39 protein-coding genes and 1 tRNA gene are annotated in these 25,666 nt (G+C 65.1%); 4 read left to right on the forward strand and 36 right to left on the reverse strand.

All coding sequences use genetic code 11. From position 1 onward, the window contains the following. Positions 1–69: 69 nt before the first annotated feature. Entirely contained in the window at positions 70–468 is a 399-nt protein-coding gene (locus RBB46_RS20985; protein ID WP_306031003.1) for a RidA family protein, read from the forward strand. Positions 469–474: 6 nt separating this feature from the next. Here RBB46_RS20985 and crcB read toward each other — a convergent pair whose 3' ends face one another. From crcB to RBB46_RS21010, 5 genes are all read right to left on the reverse strand, one after another. Next, a complete protein-coding gene (gene crcB, locus RBB46_RS20990) occupies positions 475–861 on the reverse strand; it encodes a fluoride efflux transporter CrcB (protein WP_306031004.1) in 387 nt (128 codons plus the stop codon). Positions 862–869: 8 nt separating this feature from the next. Further along, positions 870–1,298 carry a VOC family protein gene (locus RBB46_RS20995; protein WP_306031005.1) on the reverse strand — a complete coding sequence of 143 codons (429 nt, stop codon included), beginning with the start codon at positions 1,296–1,298 and terminating at the stop codon, positions 870–872. A 31-nt stretch (positions 1,299–1,329) separates the two neighbouring features. Beyond that, positions 1,330–2,745 (reverse strand): magnesium transporter, encoded by a 1,416-nt coding sequence (mgtE, locus tag RBB46_RS21000; protein ID WP_306031006.1) that lies wholly within the window; start codon positions 2,743–2,745, stop codon positions 1,330–1,332. Positions 2,746–3,011: 266 nt separating this feature from the next. Continuing rightward, positions 3,012–3,098, reverse strand: a tRNA-Leu gene (locus tag RBB46_RS21005). A gap of 144 nt (positions 3,099–3,242) precedes the next feature. Then, positions 3,243–3,509, reverse strand: a complete 267-nt coding sequence (locus RBB46_RS21010; RefSeq protein ID WP_306031007.1) for a FliM/FliN family flagellar motor switch protein — start codon at positions 3,507–3,509, stop codon at positions 3,243–3,245. Between the two features lie 126 nt (positions 3,510–3,635). Here RBB46_RS21010 and lipB point away from each other — a divergent pair, with 126 nt between their 5' ends. The 3 genes from lipB (at position 3,636) to folB (ending at position 5,494) form a co-directional block, all read left to right on the forward strand. Further along, complete coding sequence (gene lipB, locus RBB46_RS21015) at positions 3,636–4,346, forward strand: lipoyl(octanoyl) transferase LipB (RefSeq protein ID WP_306031008.1); 711 nt, start codon at positions 3,636–3,638, stop codon at positions 4,344–4,346. A gap of 131 nt (positions 4,347–4,477) precedes the next feature. Next, positions 4,478–4,942, forward strand: coding sequence for a hypothetical protein (locus tag RBB46_RS21020; protein ID WP_306031009.1), 465 nt, complete (start codon positions 4,478–4,480; stop codon positions 4,940–4,942). A gap of 174 nt (positions 4,943–5,116) precedes the next feature. Beyond that, positions 5,117–5,494, forward strand: a complete 378-nt coding sequence (gene folB / locus RBB46_RS21025) for a dihydroneopterin aldolase (protein WP_306031010.1) — start codon at positions 5,117–5,119, stop codon at positions 5,492–5,494. Here the strand turns inward: folB and RBB46_RS21030 are convergent. The 31 genes from RBB46_RS21030 to RBB46_RS21180 form a co-directional block, all read right to left on the reverse strand. After that, positions 5,460–7,964, reverse strand: a complete 2,505-nt coding sequence (locus RBB46_RS21030) for a patatin-like protein (RefSeq protein WP_306031011.1) — start codon at positions 7,962–7,964, stop codon at positions 5,460–5,462. The genes folB and RBB46_RS21030 overlap by 35 nt on opposite strands. A 123-nt stretch (positions 7,965–8,087) precedes the next feature. After that, positions 8,088–9,395: a replication-associated recombination protein A gene (locus RBB46_RS21035; RefSeq protein ID WP_306031012.1), complete on the reverse strand. Its 1,308-nt coding sequence runs from the start codon at positions 9,393–9,395 to the stop codon at positions 8,088–8,090. Positions 9,396–9,435: 40 nt separating this feature from the next. Then, positions 9,436–10,881, reverse strand: a complete 1,446-nt coding sequence (locus RBB46_RS21040) for a DegQ family serine endoprotease (RefSeq protein ID WP_306031013.1) — start codon at positions 10,879–10,881, stop codon at positions 9,436–9,438. Positions 10,882–11,033: 152 nt separating this feature from the next. Beyond that, positions 11,034–11,459, reverse strand: a complete 426-nt coding sequence (gene rplQ, locus RBB46_RS21045; RefSeq protein ID WP_306031014.1) for a 50S ribosomal protein L17 — start codon at positions 11,457–11,459, stop codon at positions 11,034–11,036. Positions 11,460–11,531: 72 nt separating this feature from the next. Then, positions 11,532–12,608 carry a DNA-directed RNA polymerase subunit alpha gene (locus RBB46_RS21050; protein ID WP_306031015.1) on the reverse strand — a complete coding sequence of 359 codons (1,077 nt, stop codon included), beginning with the start codon at positions 12,606–12,608 and terminating at the stop codon, positions 11,532–11,534. Between the two features lie 26 nt (positions 12,609–12,634). Beyond that, positions 12,635–13,024, reverse strand: a complete 390-nt coding sequence (gene rpsK / locus RBB46_RS21055; RefSeq protein ID WP_306031016.1) for a 30S ribosomal protein S11 — start codon at positions 13,022–13,024, stop codon at positions 12,635–12,637. Positions 13,025–13,094: 70 nt separating this feature from the next. Beyond that, entirely contained in the window at positions 13,095–13,463 is a 369-nt protein-coding gene (gene rpsM / locus RBB46_RS21060; RefSeq protein ID WP_306031017.1) for a 30S ribosomal protein S13, read from the reverse strand. Positions 13,464–13,619: 156 nt separating this feature from the next. Next, positions 13,620–14,216: an adenylate kinase gene (locus RBB46_RS21065; RefSeq protein WP_306031018.1), complete on the reverse strand. Its 597-nt coding sequence runs from the start codon at positions 14,214–14,216 to the stop codon at positions 13,620–13,622. Then, positions 14,213–15,547: a preprotein translocase subunit SecY gene (secY, locus tag RBB46_RS21070; RefSeq protein WP_306031019.1), complete on the reverse strand. Its 1,335-nt coding sequence runs from the start codon at positions 15,545–15,547 to the stop codon at positions 14,213–14,215. The genes RBB46_RS21065 and secY overlap by 4 nt, the downstream gene beginning before the upstream one ends. Before the next feature lie 48 nt (positions 15,548–15,595). Next, positions 15,596–16,066: a 50S ribosomal protein L15 gene (gene rplO / locus RBB46_RS21075; protein WP_306031020.1), complete on the reverse strand. Its 471-nt coding sequence runs from the start codon at positions 16,064–16,066 to the stop codon at positions 15,596–15,598. A gap of 19 nt (positions 16,067–16,085) precedes the next feature. Then, entirely contained in the window at positions 16,086–16,277 is a 192-nt protein-coding gene (gene rpmD / locus RBB46_RS21080) for a 50S ribosomal protein L30 (RefSeq protein ID WP_306031021.1), read from the reverse strand. Between the two features lie 42 nt (positions 16,278–16,319). After that, positions 16,320–16,892, reverse strand: a complete 573-nt coding sequence (gene rpsE / locus RBB46_RS21085; protein ID WP_306031022.1) for a 30S ribosomal protein S5 — start codon at positions 16,890–16,892, stop codon at positions 16,320–16,322. A gap of 42 nt (positions 16,893–16,934) precedes the next feature. Next, positions 16,935–17,297 carry a 50S ribosomal protein L18 gene (rplR, locus tag RBB46_RS21090; RefSeq protein WP_306031023.1) on the reverse strand — a complete coding sequence of 121 codons (363 nt, stop codon included), beginning with the start codon at positions 17,295–17,297 and terminating at the stop codon, positions 16,935–16,937. Between the two features lie 11 nt (positions 17,298–17,308). Next, complete coding sequence (rplF, locus tag RBB46_RS21095; RefSeq protein ID WP_306031043.1) at positions 17,309–17,842, reverse strand: 50S ribosomal protein L6; 534 nt, start codon at positions 17,840–17,842, stop codon at positions 17,309–17,311. 43 nt (positions 17,843–17,885) lie between these two features. Next, positions 17,886–18,284 (reverse strand): 30S ribosomal protein S8, encoded by a 399-nt coding sequence (gene rpsH, locus RBB46_RS21100; protein WP_306031025.1) that lies wholly within the window; start codon positions 18,282–18,284, stop codon positions 17,886–17,888. A 12-nt stretch (positions 18,285–18,296) separates the two neighbouring features. After that, a complete protein-coding gene (rpsN, locus tag RBB46_RS21105) occupies positions 18,297–18,602 on the reverse strand; it encodes a 30S ribosomal protein S14 (protein WP_306031028.1) in 306 nt (101 codons plus the stop codon). Between the two features lie 23 nt (positions 18,603–18,625). Beyond that, complete coding sequence (gene rplE, locus RBB46_RS21110) at positions 18,626–19,183, reverse strand: 50S ribosomal protein L5 (protein ID WP_306031029.1); 558 nt, start codon at positions 19,181–19,183, stop codon at positions 18,626–18,628. After that, positions 19,176–19,493 carry a 50S ribosomal protein L24 gene (rplX, locus tag RBB46_RS21115; protein WP_306031030.1) on the reverse strand — a complete coding sequence of 106 codons (318 nt, stop codon included), beginning with the start codon at positions 19,491–19,493 and terminating at the stop codon, positions 19,176–19,178. Before rplX ends, rplE begins: the two co-directional genes overlap by 8 nt. Then, on the reverse strand, positions 19,493–19,861 hold the full coding sequence (gene rplN / locus RBB46_RS21120; protein WP_067216497.1) for a 50S ribosomal protein L14: 369 nt from the start codon (positions 19,859–19,861) through the stop codon (positions 19,493–19,495). Before rplN ends, rplX begins: the two co-directional genes overlap by 1 nt. Positions 19,862–19,916: 55 nt before the next feature. After that, positions 19,917–20,159, reverse strand: coding sequence for a 30S ribosomal protein S17 (gene rpsQ, locus RBB46_RS21125; protein ID WP_306031031.1), 243 nt, complete (start codon positions 20,157–20,159; stop codon positions 19,917–19,919). A 10-nt stretch (positions 20,160–20,169) separates the two neighbouring features. Then, positions 20,170–20,370 (reverse strand): 50S ribosomal protein L29, encoded by a 201-nt coding sequence (gene rpmC / locus RBB46_RS21130; protein ID WP_306031032.1) that lies wholly within the window; start codon positions 20,368–20,370, stop codon positions 20,170–20,172. A gap of 24 nt (positions 20,371–20,394) precedes the next feature. Next, the gene (rplP, locus tag RBB46_RS21135; protein ID WP_306031033.1) at positions 20,395–20,808 is read right to left on the reverse strand and encodes a 50S ribosomal protein L16; all 414 of its coding nucleotides are present in this window, start codon (positions 20,806–20,808) and stop codon (positions 20,395–20,397) included. Between the two features lie 45 nt (positions 20,809–20,853). Further along, positions 20,854–21,570 carry a 30S ribosomal protein S3 gene (gene rpsC / locus RBB46_RS21140; RefSeq protein ID WP_306031034.1) on the reverse strand — a complete coding sequence of 239 codons (717 nt, stop codon included), beginning with the start codon at positions 21,568–21,570 and terminating at the stop codon, positions 20,854–20,856. Beyond that, positions 21,570–21,950 (reverse strand): 50S ribosomal protein L22, encoded by a 381-nt coding sequence (gene rplV, locus RBB46_RS21145; protein WP_306031035.1) that lies wholly within the window; start codon positions 21,948–21,950, stop codon positions 21,570–21,572. The genes rpsC and rplV overlap by 1 nt, the downstream gene beginning before the upstream one ends. A 2-nt stretch (positions 21,951–21,952) precedes the next feature. Continuing rightward, positions 21,953–22,231: a 30S ribosomal protein S19 gene (gene rpsS, locus RBB46_RS21150; RefSeq protein WP_306031036.1), complete on the reverse strand. Its 279-nt coding sequence runs from the start codon at positions 22,229–22,231 to the stop codon at positions 21,953–21,955. A gap of 12 nt (positions 22,232–22,243) precedes the next feature. Continuing rightward, positions 22,244–23,077, reverse strand: a complete 834-nt coding sequence (rplB, locus tag RBB46_RS21155; RefSeq protein ID WP_306031037.1) for a 50S ribosomal protein L2 — start codon at positions 23,075–23,077, stop codon at positions 22,244–22,246. A 16-nt stretch (positions 23,078–23,093) separates the two neighbouring features. Continuing rightward, complete coding sequence (locus tag RBB46_RS21160; protein WP_306031038.1) at positions 23,094–23,387, reverse strand: 50S ribosomal protein L23; 294 nt, start codon at positions 23,385–23,387, stop codon at positions 23,094–23,096. Beyond that, positions 23,384–24,004, reverse strand: a complete 621-nt coding sequence (gene rplD, locus RBB46_RS21165; protein WP_306031039.1) for a 50S ribosomal protein L4 — start codon at positions 24,002–24,004, stop codon at positions 23,384–23,386. Before rplD ends, RBB46_RS21160 begins: the two co-directional genes overlap by 4 nt. Further along, positions 24,004–24,714, reverse strand: a complete 711-nt coding sequence (gene rplC, locus RBB46_RS21170) for a 50S ribosomal protein L3 (protein ID WP_306031040.1) — start codon at positions 24,712–24,714, stop codon at positions 24,004–24,006. The genes rplD and rplC overlap by 1 nt, the downstream gene beginning before the upstream one ends. Before the next feature lie 23 nt (positions 24,715–24,737). Further along, positions 24,738–25,046 (reverse strand): 30S ribosomal protein S10, encoded by a 309-nt coding sequence (rpsJ, locus tag RBB46_RS21175; RefSeq protein ID WP_067216522.1) that lies wholly within the window; start codon positions 25,044–25,046, stop codon positions 24,738–24,740. A 53-nt stretch (positions 25,047–25,099) separates the two neighbouring features. After that, the coding region (locus tag RBB46_RS21180; protein WP_306031041.1) for an EF-Tu/IF-2/RF-3 family GTPase at positions 25,100–25,666 on the reverse strand (567 nt) is incomplete at its 5' end.

The raw sequence follows: 25,666 nt of genomic DNA on the forward strand, positions 1-25,666 counted from the left end.
AAGACGGCTCGTGAAGCCCCGCCGATGCGGGACGCTGCAAGCCGCCCACCGCACGAAAGGACCCGGGACATGACCCGCCCCGAAGCCGTTTTTCCCCAAAGCCGCCATGCCCTGTACGAGCAGCACGGCTATTCCGCCGCGATCCGCACCGGCGATCTTCTCTTCGTCTCCGGCCAGGTCGGAAGCCGCGAGGACGGATCGCCCGAGCCTGATTTCGCCGGCCAGGTCCGCCGCGCCTTCGCCAATCTCGAGGCAACACTCGCGGCAGCCGGCTGCAGCTTCGACGACCTTGTCGACGTGACGACGTTCCACACCGACCCGGAGACCCAGTTCGGCACGATCATGCAGGTGAAGAACGAGATTTTCCCGAAGGCGCCCTATCCCAACTGGACGGCGGTCGGCGTCACCTGGCTGGCCGGCTTCGACTTCGAGATCAAGGTCATCGCCCGCATTCCGGCAAATGGATAGCAGGCCTCACCCGGCCGCGATCACGCGCATGGCGGCAAGGCCGGCGAAAAGCGCCAGGATCGAGGCCGTCACGGAAACGCCGGCATAGAGCGCGGCGACGCCCAGCGCGCCGCGCTCCCACAGGAGCGCAACGTCGAGCGAAAAGGCGGAGAAGGTGGTGAAGCCGCCGAGAAAGCCGGTGGCCAGGAAGAGCCGCAGCGCATTGCCCGACCCGCCGGCGCGCGCCGCCAGCCAGCCGACCAACAAGCCCATCAACAGCGAGCCGAGGACGTTGACGGCAAGCGTGCCGGCGGGAAAGCCGGGACCGAAGCTCCGGAGCGCGGCGAGATTGACCAGATGCCGCCCGGCGGCGCCAAGCCCCCCGCCCAGCGCCACGAGAAGCAGATTGATCATCGGCGGGCTCACTCCGTGAAATTGGGCCAGAGCGGCGGCGCGGCGAATTCCACCACGTTGCCGTCCGGATCATCGACATAAAGGCTGCGGCCACCGGCCGGCCAGACGACCTCGCTGCGAAGGGCAATGCCGCAGGCGGCAAGATGCGCCCGCCAGGGGTCCAGCTGGTCGGCCGCGATGCGGAAGGCGAAATGGCTCGGCCCCTCGCTGTGATGACCCGGAACCGTGCCGCCCTCGGTCTCGACATCCTGCGCTGTCAGGCCACGGGCGAAGACGAGCAACGTCTCCCCCGGGCCGGCGTCATAGGCGAACAGCCGTTCGCCGGCGACCATCCGCTTCAGCCCGACGACGCCGGAATAGAACCCGTGCGCGCGCTCGAGATCCTCCACATAGACCGAGGTTTCGAGAATGCCGCCGAGCGGCGGAGCAACAGGCATGAGTGTCTCCCAAAGCTTAAGGCAACCCGGCTCAAAGTGGCAGGCCGAACCACAGGGCCGCGATCCACAGGAAGGCGAAGAAGCCGACCACGTCCGTCACCGTGGTGACGAAGACCGAGGAGGCAATCGCCGGGTCGACGTTGATTTTTTCCAGAACGACGGGGATCAGCAAGCCGGACAGACCCGCGAACAGGAGGTTGATGACGATGGCGACCCCGATGACAACACCGAGCCCGATGCTTGCGAACCAGAGCGCGGCGGCAACGCCGATGATCGTGGCCAGCGCAACCCCGTTGAGCAGGCTGACCAGCACCTCGCGCCGCAACACCCGCCACATGTTGCGCCCGTCCAACTCCTGCGTCGCCAGCGCCCGCACCGCAACCGTCATGGTCTGGGTGCCCGCATTGCCGCCCATCGAGGCGACGATCGGCATCAGCACGGCGAGCGCCACCATCGCCTCGATCGTGCCCTCGAACAGCGAGATGACGACGGAGGCGAGGATGGCCGTGCCCAGATTGACGAACAACCAGTTGAAGCGCGAGCGCGCGGTGACGAGCACGGCATCGGAGATTTCCTCGTCGCCGAGACCGGCGAGGCCGCGCAGGTCCTCCTCCGCCTCTTCCTGGATGACGTCGACGATGTCGTCGATCATCAGCATGCCGACGAGACGCCCGGCATCGTCGACCGCGGGAGCGGAGACAAGGTTGTAGCGTTCGAAGCTGCGCGCCACTTCCTCCCGGTCGTCGGTCGCCTTGAAGGTCGGCGGGTCCTCGGTCATGATCGCCGAGATCTTGGTGGCGCGCTTGGTCCTGAGGATCTTGTCGAGCGGCACCGAGCCGGTCAGGCGGAAGCCGGGATCGACCGCGAATATCTCGTGGAACGTGTCCGGCAGGTCCTTGGATTCGCGCATGTAGTCGATGGTCTGGCCGACGCTCCAGAACGGCGGCACAGCGATGAAGTCCGTCTGCATCAGACGGCCGGCGGATTCTTCCGGGTAGTCGAGCGAGCGCTGCAGCTGGACGCGGTCGGAATAGGGCAGCTGGTCGAGGATCGCCGCCTGGTCCTCGGCGTCCAGATCCTCAAGGATGTAGACCGCATCATCGGAATCGAGTTCGCCAATGCCTTCCGCCAGCGTGTCGGAGGGCAGTTCCTCGAGGATCCGCAGACGGACGGCCTCGTCCAGCTCGGTCAGCGTCGCATAATCGAACTCGTCGCCAAGCAGCCGCACCAGCGGCACGCGCGACGCCTCCGGCAGCGACTCGATCAGGTCGGCGACATCCGCCTCGTGCAGATCGCCGACAAGCCCGATCAGCGCGGGTGCGTTCTCCGCCTCGACACCGGCCTCGACAAGGGCGAGAAAATCCTCGCTGACGCGACCGTCCTCGTCGCGCACCGTCGGGATTTCCACCGGGATGTCGGCAGTGTCGACGTTTTCGGCTTCGGCCAACTCAGCCCTCCCCTCGGTACCCGGTTTGCGCGACGGCCTGCTGTTCGCGATCCGCTGGCGTCACGGATGGCGGCGGCTCGACCCCTGCCCACTCTTAGCATGACCCTGCATCGCGTGCCGCCCTGCCGAAGATGGTTTTTTCGCCTTCTCAGGGCAAAATTCAGGCGGAGACGACTAAAACCGAGGAGTTGTTTTCAACCCGGAAAAACGGGTACGGCGCGGGCTCCGGATACAAAAAAACCCGGGCATTGCCCGGGTTCCTTTTTTGGTGCGGTCGAGAAGACTCGAACTTCCACGGGTTTTACCCCACAGCGACCTCAACGCTGCGCGTCTACCAATTCCGCCACGACCGCATAGCCATTCCGCGAAGCGCTCCATCGCGCTGCGGAGCCCTCGTCTAGCAAATCGACTTTTGCCGCGCAAGCGGTTTGCGCGAGGATATGCACAAGGGTTGCAAGATAGTGTGAAAGCGCGCGGGCCCACCCCGCCTCCGCCCCTCAGACCGGGCCGGTTACCCGCACCGGACGGGCCTCGGGCGGGCGCACCAGCACCTCCGTCACCGACACGCCGACGCGCTCACCCTGCAGCACGACCTGTCCTCGGGCGATGGGGATGTTGTTGGCGAGAATCTGGACATCGTCGTCCTCGCGCGACATCAGCTCGATCACCGCGCCGCGGCCCATGCGCAACAGCTGATGGATCGGCATCTCGGCGGAACCGAGCACCACCGAGATGTCGATGGAGATATTATCGAAGATACCCATATAACCACCGGACCGATGAAGGATGGCAATGCCAGCACGTTCATTCTATACGGGCGCGGTCGAGGGCCGCCCCGTCAAACCGACACTGGCTGGCGTTGGTTAACAAACCGCTAACGGACTTGCAAAATGACAGACCGCGCGGATCTTGCGGGCAGCTTTCTTCCACGGCCCGGCTCCCCCGCCGTCGAATGGGCCATCAGCGACAGGCCGGTGCCCTACGAGGTCGCCCTGGCCGAAATGGAAAGGCGCGTCACCGGCATCGCCGACGGCACGCTTGGCGAGCGCGTCTGGCTGCTTGAGCACCCGCCTCTCTACACCGCCGGCACCAGTGCCCGCGACGAGGACCTGATATCCCCCGACCGCTTCCCCGTTCACAGGACCGGGCGCGGCGGCCAGTACACCTATCACGGCCCCGGACAGCGCGTGGTCTACGCGATGCTCGACCTGAAACGCCGACGACAGGACGTCCGCGCCTTCGTCGCCGCGCTCGAGGACTGGCTGATCGCGGCCCTTTGGCAACACCACGTGCGCGGCGAGCGGCGCGAGGACCGGGTTGGCGTCTGGGTGCGCCGGCCGGAGCTCGGCCGGGAGCGCGAGGACAAGATCGCGGCGATCGGCATCCGCATGCGCAAATGGGTGAGCTTCCACGGCATGGCACTCAACGTCGATCCGGCGCTCGACCACTTCACCGGCATCGTGCCCTGCGGCGTCACGCAGCACGGGGTGACCAGCCTTGTCGACCTCGGGCTTCCCGTGACCCTCGACGATGTCGACATCGTTCTGAAGCGCTGTTTCGAGGAACGTTTCGGCCCGACGCGATCCGTGGAAGCGCCCTGAGAGCAACCAAAGGCTTACGCAGCGGAAGTTTTTGCGGTTACGCAGGCATATCACCTTGTATTTTTACCAATCCCGCCGTTTCATTATTTGGGGAACGGAGGGCTGGAGCAATCGATTCGAAATCCACATGGATGGCGGGGGCCGCATGTGCGGGTTTGCTTGCAGCCGCACTGGTCCTGCTGACGGCGCCACCGGCCCGCGCGGACGACATGGCCGCGCTCATCGGTCAGTGGAAGCGCTCCGAAGTGTCGGGCGTGCCACGTTACGCGACACGCTCAATGAACGGGTCGACCTTCGCCATCTGGTGTCCGCACACGGCCCTGCCGGTGGTCGAGGTCGTCATCAACGGCAAGCCGCCACCCCCGAACCAGCTGGTGCGGATCGTCGTCGACCGCTCGATGATCAAGCTGCGCAGCGACAAGCTCGGCTATATTCGCGGCGATTGCCGCTTCTGCAAGGACCAGATGACCTGGCTCTGGAACAAGCTGCGCGGCGGCTCCTTCCTGCAGATCCAACTCGACGACGGCCGCTATTCGGGTTTCAGCATGCGCGGCGCCGCAGCTCTGATGGGCGCGGACATCTGCAGCCCCGGCTGAGGGGCGCCATGACGCTGCAAAGCAAGCCGGTGCCGTCTCTTTGCATTGCCGGCCGGCCCCCGCGCTGCTAGGTCCTGTTCGGCACGAGCGACATGCACTGCCTGCGCAGGCATCGCATGGCCTTCCGGCCCGGACCTCCCGCTCCGGCCGCGCGCTCACGAAAAAGAGCTGCCCATGGACGCGATCCATCTTCAAGACCTGTCCTTCTATGCCTTTCACGGGGTGCATGACGAGGAGGCGCGCCTCGGCCAGCGCTTCGTCGTGGACCTGAGCTGCTGGCTCGATCTCGGCCCGGCCTCGCGCAGCGACGTCTATGCCCAGACACTGTGCTACGCCAGCCTGACACGAGCGGTGGAGGCCGTGGTGACCCGGTCCCGCTTCCACCTGATCGAGCGGTTGGCCGGCGCCATCGCCGAGGCCGTCTTCGAACTGGATCCGCGCATCGAGAGGATCGCCGTCAAGGTGCACAAGCCGGGCGCGCCGCTGCCGATCGCAGCCGGGCATGTCAGTGTCGAGATCAACCGGACGCGGTCCCGGGACGAAACCCCGTAAGCGCGTCCGGCACGCCCGCCCCTGCCTCGGCCGGCTCCCCGAGCACCCGCTCGACCTCGGCGACGAGCCCTGGAACCAGATCGGGGTCGGCGACGAGTTCGGGACGCTCCTCCTCCAGGATGGCGAGAAACACGTCGCGCCGCGCCGCGCGCAGCACATCCGGGGCGAGCGGCGCAATGGTCTCGCCCACCCGGGTTGCCATCGTCATCAGCCGGTCGGCCGCGGCAAGCCGCCCCCAAAGGTAATCGTGCTCACGCCAGCGGCGGTTGAAGAAGGCTCCGAACGCATTGAGGTTGCTGCCCTTGAGCTTCACGCCCTCCGGCCGGAGCGCGTGCCCGTCTGCGGGGCTGATCCGGTCGATGCGGATCTCGTTATACTCCGAAGCGGCCAGCCGGCGGAGCACCGGCAGGGTCACCAGGTCGTAGAAGGCGAAACCGATATAGGCCGCCGTCAGCGACATGCGTAGCGGTTCCGGCAGGTAGTTGAACGCCATCACCGAGAAGACATCATCGTTGAGGCAATCGAGCTCGGCCAGGCCCATCCGCGCAGAGAGGCCGTCGAGCACTTCCCCCACCGTTTCCCGGTCGCCCGGCGCGCTGGCCGCGAGCCGGGCCGCGGCCGCCGCCGTTTCCCCGCCATAGAAGCTGACCGACCAGCGCTGTCCCAGATGATCGATCTGCTCGTAGAGCGTGCTTTTCAGCTCGTCCATCTCCTCCGGGTTCAGCTCCATCTCGGGTGTCGCCATGCGGTAGAGCCGGTTCAGCCGGCGAATGACGAAGCGCAGCCGGCGGATGCGGTAGTCGACATCGAGGCCCCGCAGGAAGCGTATGATCGGCTCCGGCGTCGGTCCGTTCGTGCCACCGACCTCGCCGCCGGCGTGGTGATGGGAAAGCCATGCCTCCAACCGCACGGCACACTCGCGGGCCGAGGTGCCGGTGCCGCCATCGGTGCCCGCCCGCGCCGCGCTCAGCGCCGCGAGCAGCTCGGCCACCCGCGACATCACGCCAGACAGTTTCAGCCGCTGGTAGCCATGATAGGCATAGCCGGCCGAGGCATGGGCGCGCTCGTTCGCCATCACCCGGCAGCGGGTCAGTTCGCCCACCGTCATCGGCCGGTCGCCATCGGCACGCAGGATCGCCCGAACCTCGCCCTCGACGACTGGCTCGGCCGCGGCGATCACATCGGCCACCTGGCGAACGTCGCGATTGTACTCCTCCACCTGCTCCAGCGCATCGCCGATCGGCTCGTTGCGCGGGATATGGGCAAGCGAGGCAAGGATCACCCGGAAGAAGCCGGGCAACGCGCCCGCGTCGCCCTCCTCCTTCGCCTCCGGGGGCGCGGGTTCCGCCGGATCGTCCGGCATCGGGTCCACATAGACGATCTTGCGCACCACCTCGCGCGCCGCCGGCCGGCCGGCGATCGCCTCGATCAGGGGCTGGAACGGCTTGTTCATCACCACGCTGCCGTCGACCAGCACCCGCGCGGCGGCATCCCCGCCACGCTGGCCGAAGGCCCGGTGCAGGAAGATGCCCCTCAGCGGCCAGCTCTCGCCTCGCTGCGCCAGAACCCGGTCCATTTCAGCCACCGTCATGGGCGGAAACGCACCGGGAAAGGCGGAGGTCGCCCGGGCCGAAAAGACGAGATCGGGAATGCGCGTATCGGCAAAGTCGGAGACAAGATCGCCATTGCCCCGGCAGGAAGCGGAATAACGCAGAATCAGCCGATGCTCCGTCTCCTCCACCTCGACCGGGTCATCGATGGCGAAACGCCGCCGCGCGCCATGGAAATCCGTCATCGTCACGAAGAGATCCAGCGACTGGCCTTGCGGGATCAGCGTCTGCTCGGCGCCGGGTTCGGCATCCTCGCGCATGGCATGGGCCGCATCGAGCATCCAGCCCACATACCGCTCGCCTGAGAAAGGGGGCGTGAACCAGCGTGCCTGCATGAACTGGCGCAGCTTCATCCGGGTTTCCGGATCGGTCAGCTCGGACTTGAGCGTCATTCCCACAAGCCGGTCGAGCACCGGCGCGATCGACCCCTTGAGATAGCGGGTCAGGCCCACCGGCTCGTTGGCAAGCCGGGTGACATCGGCATTTTCCAGCCAGAGATTGCGATGACGGTCGAGCGGCAGGTTGTGGGCAAGGGCGCGCGCCAGCATGACCCCGTTGACACCGCCGGCCGAGGCACCGGAGATCACATCGACAACGACGCGCAGGTCGAGTGCCGGCGCGAAGAGCTGCAGGAAGCGTTCATAGGCCGCCGCACTGCCCCCCGCAGGCGCCCCTGAACGCCCCCCGGCATCGTTGCCGGCCGCGTTCGAGCTGCTGCCTCGTCCCCTGCCCTCGCGCGCCTCCAGCCGCCGCGAGGCGCGCACGAGATTGAGAAACTCGCGCGTGATGCCGTGCATGTAGACGGCCAGCGAAACGCCGCCGTAAAGAACCAGCGCAAGGCGCAACTCGATCTGTTTCATGGCCGATCCGGTACTCCCCCGACCGTCATGCTCCGCTTATTCGCGCTGTTCCGCAATGGGCGCGGCGATCACGCATGAACGCAAATCCGTAACGCTTCCTGCTGTCCGCGACGGAGGATCGGTTCAGCCGCCGCGCTCCTTGCGCAGCCGTTCCCAGTAGTCCAGTCGCTTGCGGATCTCGCGCTCGAAGCCGCGCTCCGGCGGGTCGTAGAAGCGGGTACGGCCCATGCTCTCGGGGAAATAGTCCTGGCCCGAAAAGCCGTCCGGCGCGTCATGGTCATAGGCGTAGCCTTCGCCGTAACCTTCCGACTTCATCAGCTTCGTCGGCGCGTTGAGAATGTGCCTGGGCGGCAGCAGCGACCCGTTGGCCTTTGCCGCGCGCACCGCCGCCTTGTAGGCGGTGTAGACGCCGTTCGATTTCGGCGCGGTGGCGAGATAGACCACCGCCTGGGCCAGCGCCAACTCGCCTTCCGGTGTGCCGAGCATCTGGTAGGCATCGCGGGCCGCATTGGCCTGGACGAGCGCCTGCGGATCGGCAAGGCCGATATCCTCCACCGCCATGCGGATGAGACGGCGGGCTAGGAACAGCGGATCCTCGCCGCCGTCGAGCATGCGGCAGAACCAGTAGAGCGCCGCATCCGGATCGGACCCGCGCACCGACTTGTGCAGGGCCGAAATCAGGTTGTAGTGGCCGTCGCTCGACTTGTCGTAGACCGGCGCGCGCCGCTGGACGAGTGCCTGCAACCGCTCGGCGTCGAAGATCTCCTCGCTGCGCGCCGCACGCCAGACATCCTCGGCAAGCGTCAAGGCGGCTCGCCCGTCGCCGTCGGCCATGCGCAGGAGCGCCGCCCGGGCGCCCTCGTCAAGCGGCAGCGCCTTGCCTTCCTCCGTCTCTGCCCGTGCCAGCAGCCGCTCCAGCGCGGCCGCATCGAGGGTGCGGAAGGTGAGCACGTGCGCACGCGACAGGAGGGCGGCGTTCAGCTCGAAGCTCGGGTTCTCGGTCGTCGCCCCGACCAGTGTCACCGTGCCGTCTTCCATGACCGGCAGGAAACTGTCCTGCTGGGCCCGGTTGAAGCGGTGGATCTCGTCGACGAAGAGCAGCGTGTTGCGCCCCACAAGCCGTGCGGCGCGGGCCGCCTCGAACACCTTCTTCAGCTCGGCGACCCCGGAAAAGATCGCCGAGATCTGTTCGAACCGCAGGTCCGTCGCATCCGCCAACAGCCGGGCCACGGTCGTTTTGCCCGTGCCCGGCGGGCCCCAGAAGACGAGCGAGCCGAGCGTCGCCGTCTCCAGCATCCTGGTGAGCACGCCGTCGGGGCCAAGGAGATGGTCCTGCCCGACAACATCGCCAAGGCGTGCGGGGCGCAGCCGGTCGGCAAGCGGCCGCCTGGCATCCGCGCCAAGCCCGGCCGACTGGAAAAGATCGCTCATGTCGCAAGGCCCGCCCCGGCCCCGGTTCGCTGGTTCATGATCAGCCCCGAAGCGCGATCCTGAGAACCCGCCCGCCCCGGCGGATTTCCAGACGCCAGACGCCCGGATCCGACTTCGCCAGCCGCTCGAGGGTGCGGGTGCTGTCGACCGGCCGGCCGTTGATGCTCTGGATGATGTCGCCCGCCTGCAGGCCGACCCGGGCAGCCGTCGAGCCCTGAGCCAGCGCCGCGACGACCACGCCCTCCTCGAAACCGTCGAGGCGCAGCTCCTCCGCCACCGCCGGCGAGAGGTTCATCACGCTAGCGCCGGAAAAGGGCGAATACCCCTCGATGACGCGCTCGTCGCGCGGCACCGTCTCCGGAGCCGGTTCAAGCGCCACGGTCAGCGTCGTCTCCCCGCGCGGACGCAGGACCGTGAGCGTCGTCGTCGAACCGATCGGCCGGGTGGCGAAGCGGTAGCCGAAGCTGTCCGGGTCCGCGACCTCGGCATCGCCGACCCGGGTGATCAGGTCGCCGACCTTGAGCCCGGAGCGGTCGGCAGGGCTGCCCTCGCCCACTTCCGTCACGAGCACGCCGCTCGGCCGGTCGAGCCCCAGTGCCTCCGCGATCTCCGCGCTGACGCTCTGCATGCTGGCGCCAAGCCAGGGCCGGCGCACGGTGCCGCCCCCTTCCGAGGCCTGCACGACGAAGCGCACCATGTTGGAGGGAATGGCGAAGCCGATGCCGTTGGATCCGCCAGAGCGCGAGAAGATCGCCGTGTTGATGCCCACCAGCCGGCCCTTCATGTCGACCAGCGCGCCGCCGGAATTGCCCGGATTGATGGCCGCATCCGTCTGGATGAAGAACTGGTAGTCGGTGACCCCGACCCGGGTGCGCGCCAGCGCCGAAACGATGCCCTGCGTCACCGTCTGCCCGACGCCGAACGGATTGCCGATAGCCAGCACGATGTCGCCGACCTGAAGCGTGTCCGAATCGGCGAACTCGATATGGGGGAAGGTCTCGTTGGCGTCGCGGACCTTGAGGATGGCGAGATCCGTACGCTCGTCCTTGAGCACGATCTCGGCATCGAACTCGCGCCGGTCGGACAGCGCCACCCGCACCGCATCCGCTTCGGCGATCACGTGGTTGTTGGTGACGATGATCCCGTCCGCCGAGACGATCACGCCCGAGCCGAGCGAGGATTCCACCCGCTCGCGCGAATGCCCCGGCCCCTGTCCGGGAGCGCCTCCCGGACCGCCGAAGAAGCGGCGGAAGAACGGATCGTCGAAGAACGGAGAGACCGGCCGGCTCTGAACCGTTCGGCTGGCATAGACGTTCACCACCGCCGGCGCCGCCGCGCGCACGATCGGCGCGAAGGACAGCTGCAGCTCGCTCGCATCGCGCGGCGCGGTGCGCTCCTGCGCGGTTGCGGGCCCGGAGGCGATTGCGAGAAAGGCGAGCGCGGCCATCGCCAGAAACGTGCGGCCCGCGAAAGCGTTTGCGGTCATCCCAGATCCCTCACCCGAACGCCGGCGCCGACCGGACGGACCACTGCCCGCCCGACTCACCGCCGGCCGATATCGCTTGAGCCAAACCTAACAAAAAAGGCGGCCCTGAGGCCGCCTTTCCTGAAATCGTGAAAGCGATCGCGAAGCAGGCGTTACGCCGCAGCCTCGGTGCTCTCGGCGGCCTCGTTGCGCGCGCGGTCGGCGGCGCCCTTGGCGTTGACGTCGCGATCGACGAACTCGATCACGGCGAGCGGCGCGTTGTCGCCATAGCGGAACCCGGCCTTGAGGACGCGGGTGTAGCCGCCGTTGCGACCCTTGTAGCGCTCGGCCAGCGTGTCGAACAGCTTGCGAACGAGGGCGACGTCGCGGATCTGCGCGATCGCCTGACGGCGTGCGTGCAGGTCACCACGCTTGCCCAGCGAAACGAGCTTCTCCACGATCGGCCGCAGTTCCTTGGCCTTGGGAAGCGTCGTCACGATCTGCTCATGCTCAATCAGCGAAGCGGACATGTTGGCAAACATCGCCTTGCGATGGCTGGATGTCCGGTTGAGCTTGCGGCCGCGATTGCCGTGGCGCATGGCTCTCTCCTTTTTCTATGACGGCGGATGTATGCCGCCTCTTGCCCGTTGGAAGACCGCGCTTTCGCGCGATCAGTACTGATGATCTTCGTAGCGCTTGGCGAGCTCGTCGATGTTCTCCGGCGGCCAGTTGGCCACTTCCATGCCGAGATGCAGACCCATCTGGGCGAGAACTTCCTTGATCTCGTTGAGCGACTTGCGGCCGAAATTCGGCGTGCGCAGCATCTCCGCCTCGGTCTTCTGAATGAGATCGCCAATATACACGATATTGTCGTTCTTCAGGCAGTTGGCCGAACGCACCGACAGCTCCAGCTCGTCGACCTTCTTCAGAAGCGCCGGGTTGAACGCGAGTTCGGGGACGGTGTCCTCCTTCACTTCGCGGCGCGGCTCCTCGAAATTGACGAAGATCGAAAGCTGGTCCTGCAGGATGCGGGCGGCGAACGCGACCGAATCCTCAGGCGTCACCGAACCGTCGGTCTCGACGGTCAGTGTCAGCTTGTCATAGTCGAGAACCTGGCCCTCGCGGGTGTTCTCGACCTTGTAGGAGACCTTCTTGACAGGCGAGTAGAGGCTGTCCACCGGGATCAGGCCGATCGGCGCGTCTTCCGGACGGTTGCGCTCTGCTGCGACATAGCCCTTGCCGGTGTTGACCGTGAACTCCATGCGGATCTCCGCGCCCTCGTCGAGGGTGCAAAGCACGAGATCGGGGTTCAGCACCTCGATGTCGCCAACCGTCTGGATGTCGCCGGCCGTCACCACGCCCGGACCCTGCTTGCGCACGACCATGCGCTTGGGGCCCTCTCCCTGCATGCGCAGGGCGATCTCCTTGATGTTCAGGACGATGTCGGTGACATCTTCCCGCACACCCGGGATGGACGAGAACTCGTGCAGCACTCCGTCGATCTGCACCGCCGTCACCGCCGCGCCCTGAAGCGAGGACAGGAGAATGCGGCGCAGGGCGTTGCCGAGGGTCAGGCCGAAGCCGCGCTCCAGCGGTTCGGCGACAACCGAACCCAGAACCCGTGCGTCGTGACCCGGCTTCACCTCAAGCTTGTTCGGCTTGATCAGTTCCTGCCAGTTTTTGTGAATGCTCAAATCTCTTCCTCCGGCTGTCCCGCCGGCCACCAGGGGCCGGCCATGCTGTGCCATGGGAATGAAAGGTGTGCGACTGGGCCTCAGACGCGGCGGCGCTTGCGCGGACGGCAACCGTTATGCGGGATCGGCGTCACATCGCGGATGGAGGTCACCATGAACCCGGCCGCCTGCAGCGCGCGAAGTGCGGACTCACGACCCGAACCGGGGCCGCGGACCTCGACCTCGAGGGTGCGCATGCCGTGGTCGGCCGCCTTCTTGGCGGCGTCCTCGGCCGCGACCTGCGCGGCGTAAGGGGTCGACTTGCGCGAGCCCTTGAAGCCCATCGCGCCGGCGGACGACCAAGAGATCGTGTTGCCCTGCGCGTCGGTGATGGTGATCATGGTGTTGTTGAACGTGGAGTTCACATGCGCCACGCCGGAGGAAATATTCTTTCGCTCGCGGCGGCGGACGCGCGTGGTGTCTTTTGCCATTTGTCTGTCCTTTGGTCGATCTCGTCACCGCCGTAAGTCGGCGGCTCCACCGGGCCGAGTTGCCAGTGAATTACTTCTTCTTGCCGGCAATCGGCTTCGCCGGACCCTTGCGGGTGCGGGCGTTCGTGTGGGTGCGCTGGCCGCGCACCGGAAGTCCGCGACGATGGCGCAGGCCGCGATAGCAGCCAAGGTCCATCAGACGCTTGATGTTCATTGCGGTCTCGCGGCGCAGGTCACCCTCGACGATATAGTCGCGGTCGATCGCCTCGCGCATCGCCAGGACCTCGGCGTCGGAAAGCTCGTTGACGCGGCGCTCCGGGGCGATGTTGACCTTGGAGATGATCTCCTGGGCGAACTTCGGGCCGATGCCGTGAATGTACTGAAGCGCGATGACGACGCGCTTGTTTGTCGGAATGTTTACGCCTGCGATACGGGCCACTGCCGTCTCCATGTTCTGGCCCGCCCTGATGGGCGGCGCCTGGGTTAGCCCCGCGTCCGGTGGAGCCCGGCCCCTGCGGGGAATGACTTGCGCAAAAACATCCGCGCCGCGCGTGTCACGCAGCCCGGATGCTATCTGTTTTGCAGAGCGGGAGCCTTAGCCCGCTGCCGCAACCGCGTCAAGCGCGGAATCGATCTCGGCGGAGACCTGGTCGATCGACTTCATCCCGTCGATGGCGACCAGCTGGCCGCGCTGGCGATAGTAGGGAGCGACGATCGCGGTATCGCGATTGTAGGCGTCGAGCCGCTGCTTGAAGACGTCCGGATCATCGTCCTTGCGCACCGGCTGTCCGGCGGCCTTGGCGTCCGCCGCGCGCTTGATGATGCGGTTGACGAGGATCGACTGGTCGACTTCCAGCTCCAGCACGGTATCCAGTTTCAATCCCTTGCCCGCCAGCATCGTGTCCAATGCCTCGGCCTGGGCGACGGTGCGCGGGAAGCCGTCGAGGATGAACCCCTTCTGCGCGTCCTCTTCCTCGATCCGGTCGGCGACGATACCGATGACGATCTCGTCGGAGACAAGACCGCCGGCATCCATCACCGCCTTCGCCTTCTGACCGACAGGCGTTCCGGCGGCCACGGCGGCCCGCAGCATGTCGCCGGTCGAGAGCTGGGGAATGCCGTGCTTCTCGACCAGGCGTGCGGCCTGCGTCCCTTTTCCGGCCCCCGGCGGACCGAGAAAAATCAACCTCATCTGCGCTTCCCCCTGAGTTTCGACTTCTTCACAAGCCCTTCATACTGATGCGCGAGCAGATGCCCCTGGATCTGGGAAACCGTATCCATGGTCACGCTGACGACGATCAGCAAAGAGGTGCCTCCGAAGTAGAACGGAACGCCGGTCGCGGAAATGAGGAATTCGGGTAATAGACAGACCAGAACGATATAGATGGCGCCGACGCAGGTGATGCGGGTCAGCACATGATCGATATATTGCGCGGTGCGCTCGCCCGGGCGGATGCCCGGAATGAAGCCGTTGTGCTTCTTCAGATTGTCCGCGGTGTCCGACGGATTGAACACGATCGCGGTGTAGAAGAAGCAAAAGAACACGATCAGCGCCGCATAGAGCAGCATGTAGAGCGGTTGGCCGTGGCCGAGCAGCGCCGTCACCGTCGTCAGGATGCTGTTCTCGTCGCCGGTCGAGCCAAGGCCCGACAGCGTTGCGGGAACCAGCAGCAGCGACGAGGCGAAGATCGGCGGAATGACGCCGGCCGTGTTCAGCTTCAGCGGCAGGAACGAGGTGTTGCCCTCGAACATCTTGTTGCCGACATTGCGCTTGGGATACTGGATCAGCAGCCGGCGCTGCGCCCGCTCCATGAACACGATCAGCGCGATCACGACGATCGACAGGGCGATGATGCCGATGATGATCGGAGTGGCCAGCGCGCCCTGGCGGCCGAGCTCGAGCGTCGAGGCGATGGCCGAGGGAAGACCGGCGACGATGCCGGCGAAGATGATCAGCGAGATGCCGTTGCCGATGCCCCGCGCGGTGATCTGCTCGCCGAGCCACATCAGGAACATGGTGCCGCCGACGAGCGTCACCACGGCGCTGGCACGGAAGAACCAGCCCGGGTCGACGACGACATTGGTCGCGCTCTCCAGCCCCACGGCAATGCCGTAGGCCTGGAAGGTCGCCAGCACCACCGTACCGTAGCGGGTGTACTGGTTGATGACCTTGCGGCCCTGCTCGCCCTCCTTCTTGAGCTGCTCGAGCGAGGGCACGACGGAGGTCAGCAACTGGATGATGATCGACGCGGAGATATACGGCATGATGCCGAGCGCCAGGATCGCCATACGCTCCACGGCACCGCCGGTGAACATGTTGAACAGCCCGACGATGCCCTGCTGCGCCTGGCCGAAGGCCTGGGCGAAGGCCTCGGGGTTGATCCCCGGCAGCGGCACGTAGGTGCCGAACCGATACACAAGAAGCGCACCCAGTGTGAACCAGATACGCTTCTTCAATTCCTCGGCTTTGGCGAAAGCTGAAAAATTCAGATTAGCCGCAAGCTGTTCGGCAGCTGATGCCATTCCGGGCTCCGGTCAAATGTGAGCAATCAGAAACTGGAAAACCCAGGCTTATTCAGCCTGGGCTCCGATAATCGCGACCTTGCCGCCGGCCTTCTCGACCGCGGCGACGGCGGTCTTGGAGGCGCCGGCGATCTCGAAGGAGACCGCGCCCTTCAGCTCGCCGTCGGCGAGCAGGCGGACACCGTCCTTGACCCGGCGGATGACGCCGGCGGCCTTGAGGGCCTCTGCCGTCACCGTCTGCGAACCGTCGAGCTTGCCCGCATCGATTGCGATCTGCACGCGGCCGAGCGAAACGGCGGTAAAGGACTTCGCGAAGATGTTCGTGAAGCCGCGCTTCGGCAGGCGACGATGCAGCGGCATCTGGCCGCCCTCGAAGCCCTTGATCGCGACGCCCGAACGGGACTTCTGACCCTTGACGCCACGGCCACCGGTCTTGCCCTTGCCCGAGCCGATACCACGACCAACGCGCATGCGGTCCTTGGTGGCACCCGGGTTGTCCTGGAGTTCATTCAGTTTCATCGTCTGTCTCCCCGCACCCTTACGCGTCTGCGACGACGCGCACGAGGTGCTGAACCTTCCGGATCATGCCACGCACTTCCGGGGTATCCTTCAGCGTCGAGCGGCGGTGCATCTTGTTCAGACCAAGACCGACGAGCGTTGCCCGCTGGTCCTTCGGGCGCCGAAGAGGGCTACCCACCTGCTCGACCGTAACGGTCTTTTCGTTCGCCATGGAACCAAGCCTTTCTCAAGCTGGGGTCGGCAGCTGCCAGGTTCAAGCCTCGGCGGCCGGCACGCTATCGTCAATGTCGCGGCGACGCGACTGGATCTGCGAAACCTTGAGACCACGACGCGCCGCGACCGAACGCGGGCTGTCTTCCTGCTTGAGGGCCTCGAAGGTGGCGCGCACCATGTTGTAGGGGTTTGCGGAGCCGAGCGACTTCGCCACGACGTCCTGGACGCCGAGCGTCTCGAACACCGCACGCATCGGGCCACCCGCGATGATGCCGGTACCGGCCGGAGCCGCACGCAGGATCACCTTGCCGGCGCCGTGACGTCCGTTGACGTCATGATGCAGGGTCCGGCCCTCGCGCAGGGCAACGCGGATCATCGAGCGCTTGGCGGCTTCCGTCGCCTTGCGGATCGCTTCCGGCACTTCACGCGCCTTGCCGTGACCGAAGCCGACGCGGCCCTTCTGATCGCCGACCACGACGAGTGCGGCAAATCCGAAGCGGCGTCCGCCCTTCACGACCTTGGCGACGCGATTGATGTGGACGAGCTTGTCGACAAACTCGCTGTCACGCTCCGCGCGATCGCCACCGCGCTCCCGTGTATCCTGTCTCGCCATAATTTTCGCTTCCGTTTGTCTGTGAGCGTCTTGTAACGACGATCAGAATTCCAGTCCGCCCTCGCGCGCGGCATCGGCCAGAGCCTTGACGCGCCCGTGGTACATGTAGCCGCCGCGGTCGAACACGACCTGGGTGACGCCAGCAGCCTTGGCACGCTCGGCGAGCATCTTGCCCACCGCAGCGGCGGCCGAAACGTCGGCACCCGTCTTCAGCGACGCACGAAGATCCTTCTCGATCGTCGATGCGGCAGCCAGGGTGCGCCCCTGGGCGTCGTCGATGATCTGAGCATAGATCTGCTTGGACGAACGGTAGACCGACAGACGCGGACGGCCGTTCATAACTTTTTTGATCGAACGACGGACGCGGTCGCGGCGGCGCTCGAAGCCTGTGTTTGTCTTCGCCATGATCCGGTCCGTTACTTCTTCTTGCCTTCCTTGCGGACGATAAATTCGCCCGCATAGCGGATGCCTTTGCCCTTGTAGGGCTCGGGCGGACGGTACTCGCGCAGTTCGGCGGCCACCTGGCCGACACGCTGCTTGTCGATGCCGGAGATGACGATTTCCGTCGGCTTCGGGCAGACGACGTCGATGCCCTCGGGCATCGGATAAACGACGTCATGAGAGAAGCCGAGCGCGAGCTGGACGTTCTTGCCCTGCACCTGCGCGCGGTAACCGACGCCGGTGATCTCAAGCTTCTTCTCGAAGCCTGCGCTCACGCCCGTCACCAGGTTCTCGATCATCGTGCGGGACATGCCCCACATCGCGCGCGCCGGCTTGCTGTCGACGCGCGGATTGACCGAAATCCCGTCATCCGTCATTTCGACCAGAACCAGATCATTGACCACGAAGGACAACTGCCCCTTCGGTCCCTTGACCTCTACGTTCTGGCCGTTGATCGTTGCCGTTACCCCGCTAGGCACGGGGACTGGCTTCTTGCCAATTCGAGACATATGACCAACCTGTCCAGTTAAACGTTGCGAAAGCCCCACCGCATCAGAAGATGCGGCAGAGAACCTCGCCACCAACATTGTTTTCCCGGGCGTCATGATCCGCCATCACGCCACGCGGCGTGGAGAGGATCGAAACGCCGAGGCCGTTCGCGACGCGCGGGATGTTCTTCACGGAGGAATACACCCGCCGACCCGGCTTGGACACCCGTTCGATGGAACGGATAACCGGCTCGCCGTCAAAATACTTCAACTCGATCTCGAGTTCGGCCTTGCCGCCCTCATATTCCACGGTCGAGTAACCGCGGATATAGCCTTCTGCGGCCAGGACGTCGAGTACATGTTCGCGCAGCTTCGATGCCGGCGTCGAGACCTTGGTCTTGCGCCGCATCTGGGCATTGCGGATCCGGGTGAGCATATCGCCCAGGGGATCGGAAATCGCCATCAGACCGTCTCCTTACCAGCTCGACTTCACGAGGCCCGGGACGAGACCCTTGGAGCCAAGTTCGCGAAGCGCAACGCGCGACATCTTCAACTTGCGGTAATAACCGCGCGGACGACCGGTGACTTCGCACCGGTTGCGCACGCGGATCTCCGCAGAGTTGCGCGGCAGCTTGGCAAGCTTGAGGCGCGCCGCGTAGCGCTCCTCAAGCGAAAGACTTTCGTCCTTTGCCTCGGCCTTCAGCGTCGCGCGCTTCTCGGCGTATTTCTTAACGAGCCGCTCGCGCCGCTTGTTCTTCTCGATCGCGCTCTTCTTCGCCATCGTCTGTCCTCGTTCTTTCCCGTTTACTTACGGAACGGGAAGTTGAACGCGCGCAGAAGCTCGCGCGCCTCGTCATCATTGTCCGCGGACGTGCACACGATCACGTCAAGGCCCCAGATCTGGTCGACCTTGTCGTAATTGATCTCCGGGAACACGATGTGCTCCTTGATGCCCATTGCGAAGTTGCCGCGCCCGTCGAAGCTCTTGGCATTCAGGCCGCGGAAGTCACGAACGCGCGGCAGCGCGATGGTGATCAGGCGGTCCAGGAACTCGTACATGCGCTCGCCACGCAGCGTCACCTTGGCACCCAGCGGCATCTCTTCACGCACCTTGAAGGTGGCGATCGACTTGCGCGCCTTGGTGATCACCGGCTTCTGGCCGGCAATCTGTGCCAGATCCTCTGCAGCGATCTTGGCCTTCTTGCTGTCGGCCACGGCTTCGCCAACGCCCATGTTGAGAACGATCTTCTCAAGCGCGGGAATCTGCATCGGGTTCTTGTAGTTGTACTTTTCCTGCATCATCGGACGGATCTTTTCCAGATATTCCGTCTTCAGACGCGGAAGCGTCTTCGTCTCAGCCATCGATCAGATCCCCCGAACGCTTGGCCACGCGCACCTTGGTGCCGTCTTCCTTGATCTGGAACCCGACGCGCGTCGGCTTGCCGTCCTTGGGATCGGCCATCGCCAGGTTCGAAAGCTGAACCGGCAGTTCCTTCGAAATGATGCCGCCTTCGGACTGGGCCGACTGGCGGGTGTGGCGACGAACGACGTTCACGCCCCGCACGAGAGCCTTGTTGTCGTTCGGGAACATCTGAACGATCTCGCCGGTCTTGCCCTTGTCACGACCAGTGAGCACGACGACGGTGTCGCCCTTCTTCAGCTTGGCGGCCATTACAGCACCTCCGGCGCGAGCGAAATCACCTTCATGTGGTTCTTCGCACGCAGTTCACGCGGAACCGGGCCGAAGATACGGGTGCCGATCGGTTCCTTGTTGTTGTTGACCAGCACTGCCGCATTGCGGTCGAACCGGATCACTGAGCCGTCGGGCCGGCGGATATCCTTCGCCGTACGCACGACGACCGCTTTCATCACGTCGCCCTTTTTCACGCGGCCGCGCGGATTGGCCTCCTTGACGCTGACGACGATGATGTCGCCAACGCTGGCATATTTCCGCTTCGAGCCGCCGAGCACTTTGATGCACATGACACGACGGGCGCCGGAATTGTCCGCCACGTCGAGGTTTGTTTGCATCTGAATCATGACTGGCCGCCTTGTATTTTATCACCGCGTCCCTCACGGGACGCCGGAAGTCACGTCAGTCCGCGGTCGACCCTTCGACAACGGTCCAGGTTTTGGTCTTCGAGACCGGCGCGCATTCCTGGATGAGGACGGTGTCCCCGGCCTTGTGCGCGTTGGTCTCGTCATGCGCCCGATACTTCTTCGAGCGCCGAACGGTCTTCTTGAACAACGGATGCGTGAAGCGGCGCTCCACACGAACCGTCACCGTCTTGTCATTGGCATCGCTGACCACGACGCCCTGCAGAACGCGTTTCGGCATCTCGATCTCCTTACGCGCTTGTCGACACGCGCTTTTCGCGCATGATCGTTTGAATGCGCGCGATGTCGCGACGCACCTGGCGCACACGCGCCGTGTTCTCGAGCTGGCCCGTCGCCCGCTGGAAGCGCAGGTTGAACTGCTCCTTCTTCAGGCTCTCGAGCTCCGTACCCAGCTCATCCGTGGTCTTTGCCCGAACGTCTGTCGCCTTCATGGCACCTGTTCTCCTGGTCGCGCCTTAGTCGGCGATCCGCTGGACGAAGCGGCACTTGATCGGCAGTTTTGCCGCGGCAAGCCGCATCGCTTCGCGCGCCGTATCTTCCGACACGCCGTCAATCTCGAACATGATCCGCCCGGGCTTGACCTTTGCGGCCCAGTAGTCCGGCGAACCCTTACCCTTACCCATACGCACTTCGGTCGGCTTCGACGACACCGGCACGTCCGGGAAGATCCTGATCCAAACACGGCCCGCACGCTTCATGTGACGGGTCATGGCACGACGGGCCGCCTCGATCTGGCGCGCGGTCACCCGCTCCGGCTCGACGGCCTTCAGGCCGAAGGCGCCGAAGTTGAGATCCGTACCGCCCTTGGCGGTGCCGTGGATCCGGCCCTTGTGCTGCTTGCGGAACTTCGTTCGCTTCGGTTGCAGCATCTCTTCTCTCGCTCTTTGCTTCTGTCCAAGACCCGACCGGCGCCGTTAGGCTGCGCGGCCGCGCTCGCGGCGTCCGCCGCCCTGGTTCGATCCGTCGCCTTCAACCGCGCGTCGCTCGGACGCCATCGGATCGTGCTCCAGGATCTCGCCCTTGAAGATCCAAACCTTGACACCGCAGGTGCCGTAGGCGGTGTGCGCCGTGGACACGCCGTAGTCGATGTCGGCGCGCAGCGTGTGCAGCGGCACCCGGCCCTCGCGGTACCATTCGGTACGTGCGATCTCGGCACCACCCAGACGGCCGCCGCAATTGATGCGGATGCCCTGGGCGCCCATGCGCATCGCCGACTGGACGGCGCGCTTCATGGCCCGGCGGAACGCCACGCGGCGTTCGAGCTGCTGCGAGATGCTGTCGGCAACGAGCTGGGCGTCGACCTCGGGCTTGCGCACTTCAACGATGTTGATGTGCACGTCCGACGAGGTGATTTCACCAAGCGCCTTGCGCAGCTTCTCGATGTCGGCGCCCTTCTTGCCGATCACCACGCCCGGACGACCCGAGTGGACGGTGACGCGGCACTTGCGGTGCGGACGCTCGACAACGACCTTCGACACGGCGGCCTGCTTGAGTGCCTTGAGGATATACTCGCGAATGCGGAAATCCTCGTGCAGCAGCTGGCCGTACTCGCCCTTGTCCGCGTACCAGCGCGAATCCCAGGTGCGGTTGATCCCGAGGCGGAGGCCGATCGGATTTACTTTATGTCCCATCAGGCAGTCTCCTCGACTTCGCGGACGACGATGGTCAGGTTCGAAAACGGCTTTTCGATCCGACCGACGCGACCCCGGGCCCGCGCCTGGAAGCGCTTGATCACGAAAGCCTTGCCCACATGCGCCTCGGCGACGACCAGACTGTCGACGTCGAGATCGTGGTTGTTCTCCGCATTTGCGATCGCCGACATGAGCGCCTTCTTGACGTCGTCGGAGATGCGCTTGCGAGAGAAGGTCAGGTCGGCGAGAGCCTTTTCAACCTTCTTGCCGCGGATCGACGCCGCGACGAGGTTCAGCTTGCGCGGTGAAACGCGCAGCATCCGGGCGACCGCCTTCGCCTCGTTGTCGGCGAGCGCGCGCCCGCCCTTCGGCTTGCCCATCGTTACTTCCTCTTCGCCTTCTTGTCGGCGCCGTGGCCATAGTAGGTACGGGTCGGCGAGAACTCGCCGAACTTGTGCCCGATCATGTCCTCGGACACCAGAACCGGAACGTGCTTCTGGCCGTTGTAGACGCCGAAGGTCAATCCCACGAATTGCGGCAGGATCGTCGAGCGGCGGCTCCACATCTTGATGACTTCGTTACGACCCGAGGCGCGGACCTTGTCTGCCTTTTTAAGCAGAAAGCCGTCGACGAACGGGCCCTTCCAAACAGAACGTGCCATTCCAGGCCCCTCTTATTTCTTGCGCGCGTGGCGGCTGCGGACGATGAACTTGTCCGTGGCCTTGTTGCGACGCGTGCGCTTGCCCTTGGTCGGCTTGCCCCACGGGGTGACCGGGTGACGGCCGCCCGAGGTCCGGCCTTCACCACCGCCATGCGGGTGGTCGACCGGGTTCATGGCGACGCCGCGGACATGCGGGGTACGACCCAGCCACCGCGAACGGCCGGCCTTGCCGAGATTGATGTTGCCGTGGTCCTGGTTCGACACCGCGCCGATCGAGGCCATGCAGGTGCCGAGGATACGGCGCTGCTCGCCCGACTGGAGGCGCACGGTGGTGTAACCCTGGTCACGGCCGACGATCTGCGCATAGGCGCCTGCCGAACGTGCGATCTGACCGCCCTTGCCGGGCTTCAGCTCGATATTGTGCACGATCGTGCCGACCGGGATCGAAGCCAGCGGCATTGCATTGCCCGGCTTGATGTCGGCCTGCTTGCCGGAAATGACCTTGTCGCCAACGGCCAGGCGCTGCGGCGCCAGGATGTAGGAGAGCTCGCCGTCCTCATACTTGATGAGGGCGATGAAGGCCGTCCGGTTGGGATCGTACTCGATCCGCTCGACCGTGGCGGAAATGTCCGCACGGGTCCGCTTGAAGTCGACCAGACGATAACGGCGCTTGTGGCCGCCACCGCGGTTCGGTGCCGTCGTGCGGCCGGTGTTGTTGCGGCCACCCGTCTTCGACAGGCCTTCCGTCAGCGTCTTAACCGGCTTGCCCTTGTAGAGCGAGGACCGGTCGACCAGCACGAGCTGGCGACGGCCGGGCGACGTCGGATTAAAGGTCTTGAGTGCCATTTTTCCTTCTCCGCCCTCAGAGTCCGGTGGTCACGTCGATGGCCTGGCCGTCCTGCAGGGTCACGACCGCCTTTTTGACGTCGGACTGCTGGCCGAGCCGGCCGCGGAAACGCTTCTGCTTGCCCTTGCGGACCAGCGTGTTCACCGCGGTGACCTTGACGCCGAAAAGGGCCTCGACAGCCGCCTTGATCTCGGGCTTGGTCGCCGTCGACGAGACGTTGAAAACGACCTTGTTCTGCTCCGAAGCGAAAGTCGCCTTCTCGGTGATCACCGGGGAAACGACCGTGTCATAGTGCTTCAGCGTGCTCATTTGAACCGCTCCTCGAGAGCCGACACCGCCGCCTTGGTCAGCACCAGCTTCTCGCGACGCAGGATGTCATAGACGTTGATGCCCTCGATCGGCAGCAGGTCGATCGCCGGGATGTTGCGCGAGGCGAGGCGGAAGTTCGCATCGACATCGCTGCCATCCACGAAGAGCGCGTTCTTGAGCCCGAGCTTCGCGAAACGGGCCGCAAGAGCCTTGGTCTTCGCTTCCTCGGCGCTCGCCGCGTCGACGATGATCAGGCCGTTGGCCTTGAACTTCGCCGAAAGCGCATGACGCAGGCCGAGAGCGCGGACCTTCTTCGGCAGATCGTGGGCGTGGCTGCGCACGACCGGGCCGTGAGCCTTGCCGCCGCCGCGGAACTGCGGGGCCTTCTTGTTGCCGTGACGCGCGCCGCCGGAGCCTTTCTGGCGGACGAACTTCTTCGTCGAGCCGGAAACTTCCGAACGCTGCAGCGCCTTGTGCGTGCCAGCCTGGCGGCGCGCCAGCTGCCAGCGCACGACGCGGTGGATCAGGTCGGTGCGCGGGTCGAGACCGAAGATCTCGTCCGACACCGTGATCGAACCGGCGGCGGCCCCGTCCAGGGTCTTCACCTCAAGTTCCATCACTCACTCTCCTTCTCGACCGCAACGGCAGCGTCCGTCGAACGGTACGCACCCGGCATCGGCACGCCTTCCGGCAGCGCCTTCTTCACCGCGTCGCGGATAACGATCCAGCCGCCCTTGGAGCCCGGCACCGCACCCTGGATCATGATCAATCCGCGCTCCACGTCGGTGCGCACGATCTTCAGATTCTGGGTCGTTACCTGCTCGGCGCCCATCTGGCCGGCCATCTTCTTGCCCTTGAACACCTTGCCGGGGTCCTGGCACTGGCCGGTCGAGCCATGCGCACGGTGGGTAATGGACACGCCGTGAGAGGCGCGCATGCCACCGAAATTGTGCCGCTTCATGGCACCCGCAAAGCCCTTACCGATCGAGGTGCCCGTGACATCCACGAACTGTCCCTCGACGAAATGGTCGGCCGTGATTTCGGCCCCCACCTCGATCAGGTTCTCCGAAGAGACCCGGAACTCGGCAAGTCGGCGCTTCGGCTCGACGCTGGCCACCGCAAAGTGGCCGCGCATTGCCTTCGGCGTGTTCTTGACTTTGGCCAGACCGGCGCCGACCTGCAGCGCGACATAGCCATTCTTCTCTTCCGTCCGGTGGGCGATAACCTGACAGTTTTCGAGCTTCAGCACCGTCACCGGCACATGCTCTCCCGCATCATTATAGATGCGCGTCATACCCACCTTCTGTGCGATCACTCCAGAACGCATCGGCGTGTCCCCTTGTGAGCGCCTTACAGCTTGATCTCGACGTCGACACCGGCCGCGAGGTCGAGCTTCATCAGCGCGTCCACGGTCTGCGGCGTCGGATCAACGATGTCGAGGAGGCGCTTATGCGTGCGCATCTCGAACTGATCACGGCTTTTCTTGTCGATATGCGGACCACGAAGCACGGTGTACTTCTCGATCCGCGTGGGCAGCGGCACGGGGCCGCGCACTTGTGCACCGGTCCGCTTCGCCGTGTTGACGATCTCGCGGGTCGACGCATCGAGAACGCGATGGTCGAACGCCTTGAGACGGATCCGAATGTTTTGACCGTTCATGTCTCAATCCCCGTGCGGGTCAGGCGGGCTCGTGTCCCGCCTGATCTCCGCAATTACTTGATGATCGAAGCGACGACGCCGGCGCCAACGGTACGCCCGCCTTCACGGATGGCGAAGCGCAGGCCCTCTTCCATGGCGATCGGCACGATCAGCTCGACCTCGACCGACACGTTGTCGCCCGGCATCACCATCTCCGTGCCTTCGGGAAGGCTCACCACGCCCGTCACGTCCGTCGTGCGGAAGTAGAACTGCGGGCGGTAGTTGGTGAAGAACGGCGTGTGACGGCCACCCTCTTCCTTCGTCAGGATGTAGGCCTCGGCCTTGAAGTTCGTGTGCGGCGTAACCGAACCCGGCTTGCACAGAACCTGACCGCGCTCAACGTCCTCGCGGCCAACGCCGCGGATCAGCGCGCCGATATTGTCGCCAGCCTGGCCCTGGTCCAGAAGCTTGCGGAACATCTCGACGCCCGTCACCGTCGTCTTCTTGGTGTCGCGGATGCCGACGATCTCGACTTCCTCGCCAACCTTGACGATGCCGCGCTCGACGCGGCCCGTGACAACCGTGCCACGACCCGAGATCGAGAAAACGTCCTCGATCGGCATCAGGAACGGCATGTCCAC

The sequence above is a fragment of the Stappia sp. MMSF_3263 genome, from assembly GCF_030733745.1.
In the GTDB taxonomy this organism is placed as follows: Bacteria; Pseudomonadota; Alphaproteobacteria; order Rhizobiales; family Stappiaceae; genus Stappia.